The organism is Profundibacter sp. (assembly GCF_056498605.1).
The window spans coordinates 1-13,404 of the sequence record NZ_JBSMEZ010000170.1 but is presented as its reverse complement, the minus strand read 5'-3'; the positions used below and the strand labels follow the sequence as shown (position 1 = coordinate 13,404).

Annotated in this window: 15 protein-coding genes and 1 pseudogene; 13 read left to right on the top strand and 3 right to left on the bottom strand. The window is 54.3% G+C overall.

Going from position 1 to position 13,404, the window contains the following annotated elements:
* Both ACWB12_RS17260 and ACWB12_RS17255 read right to left on the bottom strand, forming a co-directional pair.
* Positions 1–964, bottom strand: a 964-nt coding sequence (locus tag ACWB12_RS17260; RefSeq protein ID WP_479531340.1) for an inorganic phosphate transporter, incomplete at its 3' end; no start/stop codon positions are given.
* 556 nt (positions 965–1,520) lie between these two features.
* Positions 1,521–1,829: pseudogene (locus tag ACWB12_RS17255) on the bottom strand (transposase); the annotation flags it as partial.
* A 203-nt stretch (positions 1,830–2,032) separates the two neighbouring features.
* Between ACWB12_RS17255 and ffh the strand changes: the two are divergent.
* The 13 genes from ffh (at position 2,033) to ACWB12_RS17190 (ending at position 11,478) form a co-directional block, all read left to right on the top strand.
* Positions 2,033–3,535: a signal recognition particle protein gene (ffh, locus tag ACWB12_RS17250; protein WP_479531339.1), complete on the top strand. Its 1,503-nt coding sequence runs from the start codon at positions 2,033–2,035 to the stop codon at positions 3,533–3,535.
* Positions 3,532–4,056, top strand: coding sequence for a GNAT family N-acetyltransferase (locus tag ACWB12_RS17245; RefSeq protein ID WP_479531338.1), 525 nt, complete (start codon positions 3,532–3,534; stop codon positions 4,054–4,056). Before ffh ends, ACWB12_RS17245 begins: the two co-directional genes overlap by 4 nt.
* A 52-nt stretch (positions 4,057–4,108) precedes the next feature.
* Entirely contained in the window at positions 4,109–4,405 is a 297-nt protein-coding gene (locus ACWB12_RS17240; protein WP_479531337.1) for a chorismate mutase, read from the top strand.
* Positions 4,406–4,453: 48 nt separating this feature from the next.
* The gene (rpsP, locus tag ACWB12_RS17235) at positions 4,454–4,930 is read left to right on the top strand and encodes a 30S ribosomal protein S16 (RefSeq protein WP_479531336.1); all 477 of its coding nucleotides are present in this window, start codon (positions 4,454–4,456) and stop codon (positions 4,928–4,930) included.
* A 20-nt stretch (positions 4,931–4,950) separates the two neighbouring features.
* Positions 4,951–5,580, top strand: a complete 630-nt coding sequence (bluB, locus tag ACWB12_RS17230) for a 5,6-dimethylbenzimidazole synthase (RefSeq protein ID WP_479531335.1) — start codon at positions 4,951–4,953, stop codon at positions 5,578–5,580.
* A complete protein-coding gene (rimM, locus tag ACWB12_RS17225) occupies positions 5,581–6,090 on the top strand; it encodes a ribosome maturation factor RimM (RefSeq protein WP_479531334.1) in 510 nt (169 codons plus the stop codon).
* Between the two features lie 3 nt (positions 6,091–6,093).
* Positions 6,094–6,534, top strand: coding sequence for a bleomycin resistance protein (locus ACWB12_RS17220; RefSeq protein ID WP_479531333.1), 441 nt, complete (start codon positions 6,094–6,096; stop codon positions 6,532–6,534).
* Positions 6,531–7,328 (top strand): hypothetical protein, encoded by a 798-nt coding sequence (locus ACWB12_RS17215; RefSeq protein ID WP_479531332.1) that lies wholly within the window; start codon positions 6,531–6,533, stop codon positions 7,326–7,328. The genes ACWB12_RS17220 and ACWB12_RS17215 overlap by 4 nt, the downstream gene beginning before the upstream one ends.
* A 9-nt stretch (positions 7,329–7,337) precedes the next feature.
* Positions 7,338–8,183: a tRNA (guanosine(37)-N1)-methyltransferase TrmD gene (gene trmD, locus ACWB12_RS17210; RefSeq protein WP_479531331.1), complete on the top strand. Its 846-nt coding sequence runs from the start codon at positions 7,338–7,340 to the stop codon at positions 8,181–8,183.
* A gap of 54 nt (positions 8,184–8,237) precedes the next feature.
* Positions 8,238–8,612 (top strand): 50S ribosomal protein L19, encoded by a 375-nt coding sequence (gene rplS, locus ACWB12_RS17205; protein WP_479531330.1) that lies wholly within the window; start codon positions 8,238–8,240, stop codon positions 8,610–8,612.
* A gap of 11 nt (positions 8,613–8,623) precedes the next feature.
* Positions 8,624–8,845: a 50S ribosomal protein L31 gene (rpmE, locus tag ACWB12_RS17200; RefSeq protein WP_479531329.1), complete on the top strand. Its 222-nt coding sequence runs from the start codon at positions 8,624–8,626 to the stop codon at positions 8,843–8,845.
* 371 nt (positions 8,846–9,216) lie between these two features.
* Positions 9,217–10,554: an MFS transporter gene (locus ACWB12_RS17195; protein ID WP_479531328.1), complete on the top strand. Its 1,338-nt coding sequence runs from the start codon at positions 9,217–9,219 to the stop codon at positions 10,552–10,554.
* A gap of 111 nt (positions 10,555–10,665) precedes the next feature.
* Positions 10,666–11,478 carry a division plane positioning ATPase MipZ gene (locus ACWB12_RS17190; protein WP_479531327.1) on the top strand — a complete coding sequence of 271 codons (813 nt, stop codon included), beginning with the start codon at positions 10,666–10,668 and terminating at the stop codon, positions 11,476–11,478.
* A gap of 8 nt (positions 11,479–11,486) precedes the next feature.
* Here ACWB12_RS17190 and ACWB12_RS17185 read toward each other — a convergent pair whose 3' ends face one another.
* Complete coding sequence (locus ACWB12_RS17185; protein ID WP_479531326.1) at positions 11,487–12,053, bottom strand: hypothetical protein; 567 nt, start codon at positions 12,051–12,053, stop codon at positions 11,487–11,489.
* Positions 12,054–13,404: the final 1,351 nt, after the last annotated feature.

Genomic DNA, 13,404 nt, shown 5'->3' with positions numbered 1-13,404 from the left:
GTCCAACCGCATTGGCAACGTCATTGGCTCCATGGGCAAATGACAGCAGCGCAGCAGCGAAAATCAGCGGGATGTTGAATAGCGAATTCACACCGGCACGGCGGTTTTCAATACCTTTGACGGCACGCCCGATGACCGGTCGCAGGGCGGCGCTTGTGGCGATGAAAAAGAACATCCCAATTGCAGCGATAGAAAGAGCGTCGGGTTTCCAGATTTTTTTCAATCCCTTCGTCACCAGATAAACAGCAAAGACCGCCACCATAATCCCAAGAAACAATGGCACCCATTTGCGACCAGCAGCAACCATATCGCGCTTGGAAAAAATCGTGGCTTCAATTGCCGCCAAGAACCCGGCCGCGATGATACCGCCTAAAATCGGCGAAATGAACCAGCTGGCCGCAATCTTGGACATGACTCCCCAGTCGACCACGGCAAAACTGCCCGCGGCCACAGCACCCCCCAAAACGCCGCCAACAATCGAATGGGTGGTGGAAACTGGGGCACCAAGCCAGGTCGCCAGATTTAACCAAAGTGCCCCAGCCCCAAGTGCGACCAGCATCGCCATCATGAACACGCGCTGATCGGCAAAGGCAGATGCATCAACGATGCCTTTGGATATGGTCGAAACAACTTCACCACCGGCCAAAAGGGCCCCGGCGGATTCAAATACTAGCGCGATCCCAATAGCCCCGGCCATCGATATAGCCCCAGACCCAAGCGCAGGCCCGACATTATTGGCCACGTCATTGGCTCCGATATTCAATGCCATATAGCCGCCAACCATTGCGGAGATAACCACAAACCCTGCCATGGTGGTATCAAACAGGAACAACTTAACCAGAAATCCAACAGCAGTTAAAAACAACACCGCCAATAGGACGGCACGGTTTCTGGATCTCTTATTAACTTCGAATTGGGGTGGTGTTCCAAGCGAAACCTTTTGTGAAACCGAAAGCAATGTCATAGAAAATCTCCACATAATATCAGGTGGCCTTGCCAATAAGCCATGAAAACGACCCAACCCTGCTAGGTAGGGTGGTCCATTTAACCGTAACTATGGCGGCTGTGTTTGGGTTTGATTAGGGGCATGGGTCGGGGGTTACTTCGGACTTCTGTCCAATAGAAATTGCCAAAGGTCGGGCGAAGCCTGAAATTGATCGGCCATTGGAGAATTCAGGCGCGACGGTCAAGCGTAGAGTTCGTGCAATTAGAATTCGCTCCAACCTAGTTAGCTACTGGGTCACGGAAAAGGATATTAAGCCATGAATGAATGTCTTGTGTGGATGGCTCCTGCAAAGCAGACATTTTTGATCTGATCTGTGCATTTGTCAGAAGCAGTCTTGTGTCCGGCCTGTTTGCGCGGTTTCGGACCGCTGGCCCTGATGGGTTCCGTGAACCAAGTCCCTTTCTGCTTTGCGGGCAATAACGCCCGAGACATTCGACGGGGTGTCTTGGTTGTTGCGGCTGACTTTTGCACCATCATTTCGCAGGTCTTGCTATCTCGTGTTGTTCATATCCTTTCAGGCTGTTCTTGGCGTGTAGGGTTCGTTCTTTGTTAACACCGCCCAAACGATCCGTGCCGTTTTGTTTGCCATCGCCACAGTCGCTAAACGTGCCGGTTTGCGCTCCAAAAGGGCTGTTAGCCATTTACTCGCTCGCTCAGGATGGGATCGCACCTGTCTGACAAGTGATGTTGCTCCCACGACAAGCAGCTGGCGCAGGTATTGATCGCCCATCTTTGTAATACGCCCCAACCGTTCTTTCCCACCACTCGATTTGTTGGCGGGCGTTAATCCAAGCCATGCAGCAAACTCACGCCCATTCCTGAACTGATGCGTCATCGCCCCATAGGCCGCATCGACATCCGCCATATCCGCCCATGCTTGACTCTTCTCACACATCGGCCTAAATCGGCCCTGTATCCGGAAGTCTTATAAAACTTCCGGTCCCTGCCTATGTAGGGATCGACCCCCGTCAGCGAGTTTCGCCCACGGGGGTGATTGGCATTTGGTTTGATGAAAGGGCCGAAGTGATGTTTGAAAATCTATCCGAACGCCTCGGTGGTGTCTTTGATCGGCTGACCAAACAGGGTGCCCTTTCTGACGACGACATCAAAACAGCCCTGCGCGAGGTCCGCGTGGCCCTGCTCGAGGCGGACGTCTCCCTGCCCGTTGCCCGTGATTTCATCAAAGCGATTTCCGAAAAAGCATCCGGTCAAGCCGTCACCAAATCCATTACCCCCGGCCAGCAAGTCGTCAAAATCGTCCATGACGAACTGGTGCATGTGCTTGCGGGCGACAATGACAATGCAGGTGAGCTGAAAATCGACAACGCGCCCGCCCCGATCCTGATGGTCGGCCTGCAAGGCTCGGGTAAAACCACCACTTCGGCCAAACTGGCCAAACGCCTGACCGAAAAGAACTCCAAACGCGTGCTGATGGCGTCCCTCGACGTGCAACGCCCTGCAGCGCAAGAACAGCTGGCAGTGCTGGGCACCCAGATCGGCGTTGACACCCTGCCAATCGTCAAAGGCCAGTCCGCCATCGACATCGCCAAACGCGCCAAACAGCAGGCGACGATGGGCGGCTATGACGTCTATATCCTCGACACCGCTGGCCGCTTGCATATCGACGAAGTGCTGATGGACGAGGTCCAGTCAGTGCGCGACATCGCCAACCCGCGCGAAACCCTGCTGGTGGTTGATGGCCTCACCGGTCAGGACGCGGTGAATGTCGCCGAAGAATTCGACACCAAAGTCGGCATAACAGGCGTGGTCCTGACCCGCATGGATGGCGACGGTCGCGGTGGTGCTGCGCTGTCGATGCGGGCTGTCACCGGCAAACCGATTAAATTTGTCGGCCTTGGCGAAAAGCTGGACGCGATCGAGGAATTCCACCCCGAACGCGTCGCTGGCCGTATCCTCGGCATGGGCGACATCGTATCGCTGGTCGAAAAGGCGCAAGATACAATCGAGGCCGAACAGGCCGAACGCATGATGAAGCGGTTCCAAAAGGGTCAGTTCAATATGAACGACCTAAAGGCACAGCTGGAACAGATGATGAAAATGGGCGGCATGGAAGGCATCATGGGGATGATGCCGGGCATGGGCAAAATGAAGAAACAGGTCGAGGACGCTGGGTTCGATGACAGCATCCTGCGCCGCCAGATCGCGTTGATCCAGTCGATGACCAAACGCGAACGCGCCAACCCGAAACTGCTGCAAGCCTCGCGCAAAAAACGCATTGCGGCGGGTGCCGGTCTGGAAGTGTCCGAGCTGAACAAGCTGATGAAGATGCACCGCCAGATGGCCGACATGATGAAGAAGATGGGCAAGATGGGTAAAAAGGGCATGCTGAAAGGCGCGCTTGGCCAGATGTTCGGCAAAGGCGGCGGCATGCCCGCCGGCATGGGTGACATGGCAGGGATGGACCCCAAAGCGATGGAAGAAGCCGCCAAGAAGATGGGTGGCGGCCTGCCCGGTCTGGGCGGTGGTTCACTGCCGCCGGGTCTGTCAGGGTTCGGGAAAAAGAAATGACCTTTGCCATTCCCACCATAGAAACAGAACGCCTGATCCTGCGCGGGCCTGTTGCAGATGACTTCGAACCACTCGCCGAGTTTTTTGCCGATGCCAAACGCTCTTCTGGTTTCGGTGGCCCTCTGTCGCGCGACGATGCGTGGCGCTGGTTTGCCAGCTCGATCGGTCACTGGGAATTGCGCGGCTTTGGTTTCTGGACCGTGGTTCAAAAAAGCGACGGACTTCCCTGTGGTATCGTCGGCCTGTGGGGACCGGAAGGCTGGCCCGAGCCGGAATTGGGCTGGGTTATGTTCGAAAATGCCGAGGGCAAAGGTATCGCCTATGAGGCGGCCCTTGCCTCCCGCACCCATGCGTATTCGGCGATGGGTTTCAAAACCCTGACCAGCAACATCGTTCCAGGAAATGATCGTTCCGTCGCTCTTGCAGAACGGATGGGTGCGTCGCTTGAACGTGTGTTTGAAAACGCCCACATGGGGACCGAAATGATGTATCGCCACCCCGCACCGGAGGCGCTGTCATGAAAGTACGTTTCACCCTCACATTTGTACAAAATGTACAAACCGAAAGGCAGCCATGACTGATCCCGTCACCCGCGCCGCCGAGCTTTTGGCCGACCACCGCGAGAGCATCGACCGGCTGGATTCGATCCTCGTTTACACCTTGGGCGAACGCTTCAAACACACCCAAGCCGTGGGCAAACTAAAGGCCGAGCATGACTTGCCCGCGTCCGACCCTGCCCGCGAAGCCATCCAGATTGCACGACTTGAGGAACTGGCCGAAAAAGCCAACCTCGACCCGAAGTTCGCCACTAAATTCCTGAATTTTATTATTCAAGAAGTGATCCAACACCATAAAGAACACAAAGAATGACAGGACACTAAGTCCTTTAATTAGCTAGGAAAATAGGAGAAACTAATCATGGCTATGAAAATCAGACTCGCCCGCGGTGGTTCCAAAAAGCGCCCGTTTTATCGTATCGTTGCAGCAGACAGCCGTATGCCCCGCGATGGCCGTTACGTTGAAAAACTGGGCACCTACAACCCGTTGCTCGCCAAAGATTCCGAAGAGCGCGTGAAAATGGATGTGGACCGCATCAAGCATTGGCTGTCAGAAGGTGCGCAACCAACTGACCGCGTATCGCGTTTTCTGGAAGCTGCTGGAATCCTTGAGAAAAAGACCCGCAGCAACCCGAATAAAGGCACCCCGGGCGACAAGGCCGTAGCCCGCGCCGAAGAGAAAGCCGAGAAGGCCGCAGCCCCAGTTGAAGAGGCTCCCGTAGAGGAAGTCGCGGCTGAAGAAGCACCCGCCCAAGAGGCTGTTGCAGAAGCAGTACCCGCTGCGGAAGAAGCACCTGCTGAAGAGGCCGCTAAAGAAGAAGAGAAACCTGCTGAGTAATCAGTAGGTTAGGTTCACTCATGCCTGATTTTTCCGATCAATTCCGGCAAGAGTTTACCCAGCTATTGCGCTGGCGGCGTGACGTGCGCCGCTTTCGCACCGACCCTGTCGAGGGCGCTTTGATTGATCGTTGTTTATCAACGTTCAATCTGGCGCCCTCTGTCGGTTTGTCAGAGCCGTGGCGGATTGTGCGAGTAAATTCCCAAACTGCCCGCGATGCCGCCACCACCAATTTTGAGACCGCCAATGCCGACGCCCTCAAAGGCTACTCCGGCGAAAAGGCCCAGTTATATTCAGGACTTAAGCTAAGCGGTATGCGCGATGCCCCCGTCCAGTTGGCGATCTTTTGCGACGACGAAACCACCAAAGGCCAAGGGCTGGGTGCCGCCACCATGCCTGAAATGCGCCGCTATTCCGTGGTTGCCGCCATCACCCAGTTCTGGCTCACCGCCCGCACTGAGGGCCTTGGCGTAGGGTGGGTTTCGATCCTTGATCCTACCCGCCTGACCCGTGATCTGGACGTGCCTACGGGCTGGATCTTGATCGCATATCTTTGCGTTGGCTGGCCCGAAGATGTTAAAACCACCCCAACATTGCAATCCGTCGGCTGGGAAACCCGCAGCACGACGCTGGACATTTTGGAGCGCTGAATGACTGAGACCGATCACATCTGTGTCGGGGCCTTTTCCGGCTCTTACGGAGTCAACGGCGAGGTGCGGTTGAAAAGTTTCTGCGCTAACCCCGAAGCCATTGCCGATTACTCGCCCCTGACCACTGAGGACTGCAAACGCAGCTTTGCCATCACCCTGACCCGCAGCATCAAAGGTGCGCTGGTGGCCAAGGTCGAAGGCATCACCAACAAGGAAGATGCCGACGCCCTGAAGGGCATCCGCCTGTTCGCTAGGCGTGACCAATTGCCCGCCCTGCCGGACGATGAATTCTATCACGCTGACCTGATCGGCCTAACCGTTCTGGACACCGGCGGCACGGTTTTGGGCAAGGTCCACGCCGTGCAAAACCACGGGGCCGGTGACCTGCTGGAAATCATGCCGGAAGGCAGCAGCGCCACCATTCTGTTGCCCTTCACCAATGAGGTGATCCCGACCGTTGATCTGACCGCTGGCCGCATCATTGCTGATCCGCCCGAGGGGGCCCTGTAGAGGATGGAACCGAGACCAACTCTCGTCCCTGAACTCGGCTGCCAAAATGTGCTGGCCAGCCTTCGGTTCTATACAGACGTTCTGGGGTTTCACATTCGTTACGATCGACCCGAAAAGGGGTTCTATTATCTGGAACGCCAAGGGGCCGAAATTATGATCGAACAGCTGGATGAAACCAGTTGGCTTACGGCTGAGGCCAAGTCACCACTTGGACGTGGAATGAACCTTCAAATCGGCACCACCGATCTGGCAACCCTGTATGAAGCCTGCAAATCCGCCGGTGCTGTGATCTTTCGCGATTGGGAAGAAGCGTGGTATCGGGCTGGCGATCATTATGCCGGTCAGGTGCAATTCATCGTGCAGGACCCCGACGGATACCTTTTGCGGTTCGAGCAAGGATTGGGCACACGCAAGGAGTCACAAACCGGTCGGGTCGTCGGGTGAGACGCATCATCATCCACGCCGGTTTTCACAAAACCGGAACCACCACGGCGCAGCGGTTTTTAATGCACAACGGCGCACATATCTGGCCGCATCACGCCATCGCCATCCAGCACCGTATTCGGGATCCCTTGCAATTTGCGCTGGCCTATTCCACGGGTGCGGGCCAAATCGCACTGGATGAATTTCGCAGCCGGTTCAACGCCTTCCTTGAAACGCTCGATCTGGGAGCCAGCCGCGGGTTGATCATCAGCGCTGAAAATCTGGCAGGTTTAATGCCGGGCAAAAACGATCTGGTTGATGGTTATGCCGCCTGCCCTGTTTTGATGAAAGCCGTGGCCGAATGTATTGAGCAGGTGATTGATCCGAACCCTGATATGACCTTCCATTTCTCGACCCGTGGCAAAGACGCGTGGCTGCGCAGCATTTGGTGGCACAACCTGTCGAAAACCCGCCTGACGGATAATTTCAACGATTTCGCCGCCGCCCTTGACCCGACCTGTGATCTGGAGGGGACCGTGCAACAGGTGCAAAAATCCGTGACCCCCTATCGCGTAACCAGTGCTGCGTTAGAGCAGGTCACCGAACAGCAATTCGGACCCGCCACGCCGTTGATTGATCTGCTGAACCTGCCGGACAAAGCCCGCACTGCCCTGCAAAACATCCCCGCCGAAAACGTGATGCCGCCCCGCGATCTGGTCAAAGCATTCCTAAAGCTGAACCGGTCTGGTCTGGGCAACACCGCACTGGTTGCCGCCAAACAAGAGCTGCTGGAACAAAACGCCAAACTGGGTTAGAGCCAGCCTATGACAAAGCCAACCAAATCCCTCCCCTCTAAGTCCCATGGCCGCAAAACCATTTCGGCCAGCACGCAGCCGCGTGACCTGATGGGCGAGACCCCGCAGCTGAAAAATGCATGGCGGGTGAAAATCATCACCCTGTTCCCCGAGGCCTTCCCCGGGGTGTTGGGCGCATCCCTGACAGGTAAGGCGTTGCAAGAGGGTTTGTGGCAGCTCGATACCATTGATCTGCGCCCATTTGGCGAGGGCAAGCACCGCAATGTCGATGACACGCCTGCGGGCGGCGGGGCTGGCATGGTTTTGCGCGCCGATGTGGTGGGCAAGGCGCTGGAAGCGGCGCAACAAGGCACGCCTACGGATCGTGCCAAATGGCCGGTGATTTACCTGTCGCCACGCGGCAAACCGATGACGCAAGCGATGATGCAGCGATTCGCGAGCGCCGAAGGAATGACCTTGCTATGTGGGCGTTTCGAGGGTGTGGACGAGCGTGTGATCGAGGAATTCGACATTGAAGAGGTTTCTTTAGGCGATTTCGTGATGACTGGTGGCGAGATCGCGGCACAGGCCTTGATTGACGCCACAGTCCGTCTTATACCCCGCGTTCTGGGGAATCAGGCATCCACCGAGGAAGAATCGTTTTCGGACGGGTTGCTTGAACATCCACAGTATACAAGGCCTGCCGTCTGGAACGGGCGCGCGATACCGGAAATGCTTCTGTCTGGCCATCACGCGAATATATCCGACTGGCGACAGGCAATAGCCGAAAGGCTGACCAAAAAACGCCGACCTGATCTCTGGCGGGCTTATTGTGCGAAACACGATAGGGACCCGAATGAAGACCAAGAGCTCTGAGGGCGCACCAACACTTCGCGGGCAAACCGTGAGCATATATAAGGAGCGTTTCAGATGAACCTGATCGCACAACTCGAAGCCGAGCAGATTGCTGCTCTTGGCAAAGAAATTCCAGATTTCAAGGCGGGTGACACCATCCGCGTTGGTTACAAAGTGACCGAGGGAACCCGAACCCGTGTGCAGAACTACGAGGGCGTTTGTATTGCCCGCAAAGGTGGCTCCGGCATTGCCGCAGCCTTTACCGTGCGCAAGATTTCCTTTGGTGAAGGTGTGGAACGTGTGTTCCCGCTGCACTCAACAAACATCGACAGCATCACAGTGATCCGCCGTGGCCGTGTGCGCCGCGCGAAACTGTATTATCTGCGGTCGCGTCGCGGTAAATCGGCACGTATCGCCGAAGACACCAATTACAAGCCCAAGAAATCTTAAGGAGCGGTGCAATGAGAAAAGATATTCACCCCGACTACCATACAATCAACGTCAAAATGACCGACGGCACGATTGTCGAAATGAAATCGACATATGGCGAAGAGGGCACAACACTGGCGCTGGAAATCGACCCGTCTGTGCACCCTGCATGGACCGGCGGCAACACACGCCTGATGGATGCCGGTGGCCGTGTGACCAAGTTTAAGAAGAAATACGAAGGGTTGGGGTTTTAAGTTACCCAAACTTTTTGCAAATGATAAACGCCGCGCTGGAAACAGGGTGGCGTTTTTTTATGTCGTTCACTTACCGGTATCACCAACCATCCGGTTCACAAATAACGCCCTCTGGGCCAGTGGTTATTATCCAAGCCCCCGGCCCACAGGGACCATCCGTAGGTTCTGGTGCTTTCGGATACTGCTGACATCCAATTAGGATTATTGCAAAGGCAAATAATAATACTTTATCCATATGATCTCCTCTAAACGGCAATCAAAATATTATTGACCTACATACCCTATCCTGAAATCTGTTACAGACCAAACAACAGCAATCCAGATGTGATCCGGTATATGTGCTCCCACATTATTCGTGCTAAGATCACTACATGTTGCGAATCCTGAAACATCCCGTTTATGCCCGTCTGTTCCTTGCGCAGGTCGTTGCCCTGTTGGGAACGGGGCTGCTGACGGTTGCTCTTGGCCTGCTGGCTTATGATCTGGCCGGGACCGAGGCTGGCGTGGTTTTGGGCTTTGCCTTCACCATCAAAATGGTGGCCTATGTTGGCCTGTCGCCAATCGCCCATGCGCTGGTTGAAAGGTTGCCCCGCAAGGCCGTTCTAATCGGGGCCGACCTGATCCGCGCCTTTGTCGCCCTGTTCCTGCCGTTCATCGATTCCGTCTGGCAAATCTACCTGCTGATCTTTGTATTGCAGGCCGCATCCGCCACGTTCACCCCCGCCTTTCAGGCGCTGATCCCTGACATCCTGAAGGACGAGAAGGATTACACCAAGGCCCTGTCCCTATCCCGCCTAGCCTATGATCTGGAAAACCTGGTCAGTCCTGCGCTGGCCGGTGTCCTGTTGATGCTGATGAACTATCATTGGCTGTTTGGCGGCACCGTCATCGGCTTTGTGGTTTCGGCCCTGCTGGTGGCATTCACTACCTTCCCTGCCCTAAGGCGCCAAACCAAACAGCGCCCGTTCCTGCAGCGGTTAACGCGGGGCACGCGGATATATCTGGCAACACCCCGATTGCGTGGTCTGCTGTCGCTTAATCTGGCAGCGGCGGCAGTGACTGCATTTATTCTGGTCAACACCGTGGTGATTGTGCGTGTGGGATATGGCGGCGATGCGGTTCATCTGGCCTATGCCATGGCTGCCTTTGGCGGTGGCTCCATGCTTGCCGCACTCACCCTGCCGTATCTGCTTGAAACCCTTACCGACCGCAGTGTTATGATGGTTGCGGCGTTTCTTTTGACGGCGCTAACCCTTGGACATGCGATCTATTCCCTGATTGCTGCCCCCGTTAGCTGGGGCGCATTTTTGCTGATCTGGACAATCAGCGGCACATTATATTCCGCGATCCTGACACCGTCAGGCCGCTTGTTGCGTCGCTCGGCCCATGCCGAGGATCGCCCAGCCGTCTTTGCCGCCCAGTTTGCCCTGTCGCATGCGTGCTGGCTGATAACCTATCCGGTTGCGGGCTGGGCGGGTCATGCATTCGGGATGCCTGTGGCGATGATTATTCTGGGGGTGGTTGCCCTGATCGGCGCGATACTGTCGTTGATCCTCTGGCCCAAAGACAGCGCAAACGTGATTGCGCATACGCACCCCGACCTGCCGGCCAACCATGCACATTTCAAGCACCACCAAGGGCACGGAAAATCCCACGCGCATGTATTTGTCATTGATGACGAACACAAAGTCTGGCCAACCCACGGCTAGGTGCCGCCCCCCGCATATCTATTTTCCATCCCTGCAAATCCCCTGCTTCCAATGCTCAACGCGGCACCATATAGTGTCCGTAATTATGGGTATGGTAACGGGGTTACAAACGTGGCGCATATTATCGTCGTTGGGAATGAAAAAGGCGGATCGGGCAAATCGACCACATCGATGCATGTGGCCACTGCGCTCGTGCGGATGGGGCATTCTGTGGGCGCACTGGATCTGGACCTGCGTCAACGCACGTTCGGGCGCTATATGGAAAAACGCAAAAAATATTGCGTCAGTCACAACATTGATCTGGCGATGCCGGATTATCACGATTTGCCGGAAATTGACCGCTCTAAACTGCGGCCCGGTGAAAACATCTATGACCACCGCCTGTCGGCTGCTGTCGCCACGCTGGAACCCGATAGCGATTTCATCCTGATTGATTGCCCCGGATCACACACCCGTCTGTCACAAGTGGCGCATTCGCTGGCCGACACCCTGATTACCCCGTTGAATGACAGCTTTGTAGATTTCGATTTGCTGGCGCATATCGACCCCGATACCGATAAAATCCTTGGCCCCTCGGTCTATGCCGAGATGGTATGGAACGCCCGCCAGTTGCGCGCCCAAGCAGGGCTGCCTCCGATTGACTGGATCGTTGTGCGCAACCGTTTGGCCGCGCAACGCATGCACAATAAGGAAAAGATGCAGGATGCGCTGGAAGCGTTGTCAAAACGCATCGGGTTCCGTTTGGCACCGGGTTTTGGTGAACGGGTGATTTTCCGCGAGTTGTTCCCGCTGGGTCTGACATTGCTTGATCTGAAAGACATCGGCATCAAGGGGCAGATGAATATTTCCAACGTGGCCGCACGGCAGGAATTGCGCGAGCTGATGAAGGCACTGAACCTACCGAATGTAACCGTGGATTTCTAGTTTCCTTGCTATCTAGTAGAAGGCAACGAATGCCTTCTGACAGGGGCGTAGTATGGCCAACCTCTGGGATAATTTCGAGCTGCGATAGCTTTGCGTCTTCGTAGAGTTCTATTGTTGGCCCGCGCGCGGGTAGATTCGGCACTGAGAACACTCGATGCATCCACACCACCACTTGTTCCGCTGCCATTTCTGCGGCTCTGAATGACCCTCATTCCTCTACGATCAATATCAATTCCATATCTGCGCTCATGCTGTTCGGCCTCATCTTCGGCTGTCTCTATAATTTCGACAGGTTCTATGGTTTCGACCGGCTCTATAGTTTGAACATCATCGCCAATCGCCAACAGATCATCATCCGAGGAAAACGGCCCGCCTATCATTGCGTAGCGAACATAATCAAAGAACGAGGGCGTCACTGCTGCTGCATCAAATGTCGTTGGGGGGGGATCGCGGCCCATCTGGATTTTCCCGACATCAGCGGGGGTAACAACGCCCTGCCCGATATCCACGCGTCGCTGAAAACCCGAACTGGCCAGCAAAAACACAAGGAAAGCAGGAATAACAAGTAATCTCAAAACCCATCTCAGCACGAAAAACCGCCTCCCACAATCGCTAAAGTTGATTCTCTTACAGTCCACCCCAAGAACGGCCAAACTGTGGCATAGTATGGAATAAACATTACTGGATTAACCCGCACTGGACTTAACAACGTCAACCTCAGGAAAGTGCGGCGCGATGTCGGCCAAAATCGTTGATGATTGCTGGCAGATCCAGTGGCGCACTTCCTCGGCAAGCTGCAAGTTATGTGAATTCGGGTTTGCAACCAAGCAATATTTCTTATTCGTTTTCAGCGTCCTATTAAGGGCGGGCATTAGCAAACCTTCTCGCAGTAAATAACTGCAAGACGTCCCATAGTCCCGTTTGTTTGCGCTTTCGCCCATTTTGTTTGCTCGATCTTCCGTAGATATAACGGATTGGGTGGTTCGGTAGGTTAAACTATAACAACAATGCGAGGATATGTTATAGTTTCGCGGTAGGCAACTAAATCTGGTAGGTTTACCAACAGGAAAGGGCAGGAAGACCTCGATTTGTTATATCTACCCATAACAGACCACCCAATTTGTTATGGGTAGGGGGAAACAATCACCCAATCCGTTATATCTTCCCAATTTGTTATATTTACGCGCCCCAATATGTTGAGCGACTCAACCGAAATGTTATCGCGACTCAACCAATATGTAGTGGCGAATCAACCAATATGTGTTCGGTTAAGCACCAATAAGTTATAGCTAGGCGCGTAACTTATTGTTTTACATACCTGATTCAGCTTAGGAAGAGAAGTAGAATCAGAAGTTAGAATTAAAGAAGGCTTTCCGCTCTGCTCCAAGCCTAAAAGGAATCCGCCAAGAGGCGGATACTTCGTCAGCCTATAAGTTCGCCAGAGGCGAACAGGCTGAAAGAAGAAAGCTTGCACAACAAAAAGCAGGGGGATTTTTCCCTGATCTGTTACCGAACGCCATTCGCTGATTGATCCCTGATCCATGAAAGAACGCCCATCAAGGACGCTTCGCGCCAGCAAGCTGGTAAATCCTTGACGGACATCCTCTCACGGCTCTTTTACGGGATCAGCGAAGCGGCGACGGAAAGCAGGGGAAAACCTCTGTAGCCATGCAAATAAATGCACAAACCCTTGCTTACTTCAAGGGTTATACGGTAAGAATAACGACGGTTTTGAAGACGTATACTCAAGACCGCCTGCTCAGGTAAATTTATTGATAAATGTACTCGGTATGTATACAGTTTAGGAAATTCACCTTTTGGTATTGGTAAAGTGACCCATGAAATTACCCAGAAAAAATCACTTTTTAAAAGCATCATAGTAGGGCCTGTTGACGTTTAGGGATTCCCATTCTGTTTAAGTTCTGA

Bases quoted from the DNA above. Each gene is read 5' to 3' on its own strand.
- rpmE (WP_479531329.1), top strand. From the start codon at position 8,624: ATGAGAAAAGATATTCACCCCGACTACCATACAATCAACGTCAAAATG.
- ffh (WP_479531339.1), top strand. From the start codon at position 2,033: ATGTTTGAAAATCTATCCGAACGCCTCGGTGGTGTCTTTGATCGGCTG.
- ACWB12_RS17220 (WP_479531333.1), top strand. From the start codon at position 6,094: ATGGAACCGAGACCAACTCTCGTCCCTGAACTCGGCTGCCAAAATGTG.
- ACWB12_RS17245 (WP_479531338.1), top strand. From the start codon at position 3,532: ATGACCTTTGCCATTCCCACCATAGAAACAGAACGCCTGATCCTGCGC.
- ACWB12_RS17240 (WP_479531337.1), top strand. From the start codon at position 4,109: ATGACTGATCCCGTCACCCGCGCCGCCGAGCTTTTGGCCGACCACCGC.
- rpsP (WP_479531336.1), top strand. From the start codon at position 4,454: ATGGCTATGAAAATCAGACTCGCCCGCGGTGGTTCCAAAAAGCGCCCG.
- rplS (WP_479531330.1), top strand. From the start codon at position 8,238: ATGAACCTGATCGCACAACTCGAAGCCGAGCAGATTGCTGCTCTTGGC.
- ACWB12_RS17195 (WP_479531328.1), top strand. From the start codon at position 9,217: ATGTTGCGAATCCTGAAACATCCCGTTTATGCCCGTCTGTTCCTTGCG.
- rimM (WP_479531334.1), top strand. From the start codon at position 5,581: ATGACTGAGACCGATCACATCTGTGTCGGGGCCTTTTCCGGCTCTTAC.
- bluB (WP_479531335.1), top strand. From the start codon at position 4,951: ATGCCTGATTTTTCCGATCAATTCCGGCAAGAGTTTACCCAGCTATTG.
- trmD (WP_479531331.1), top strand. From the start codon at position 7,338: ATGACAAAGCCAACCAAATCCCTCCCCTCTAAGTCCCATGGCCGCAAA.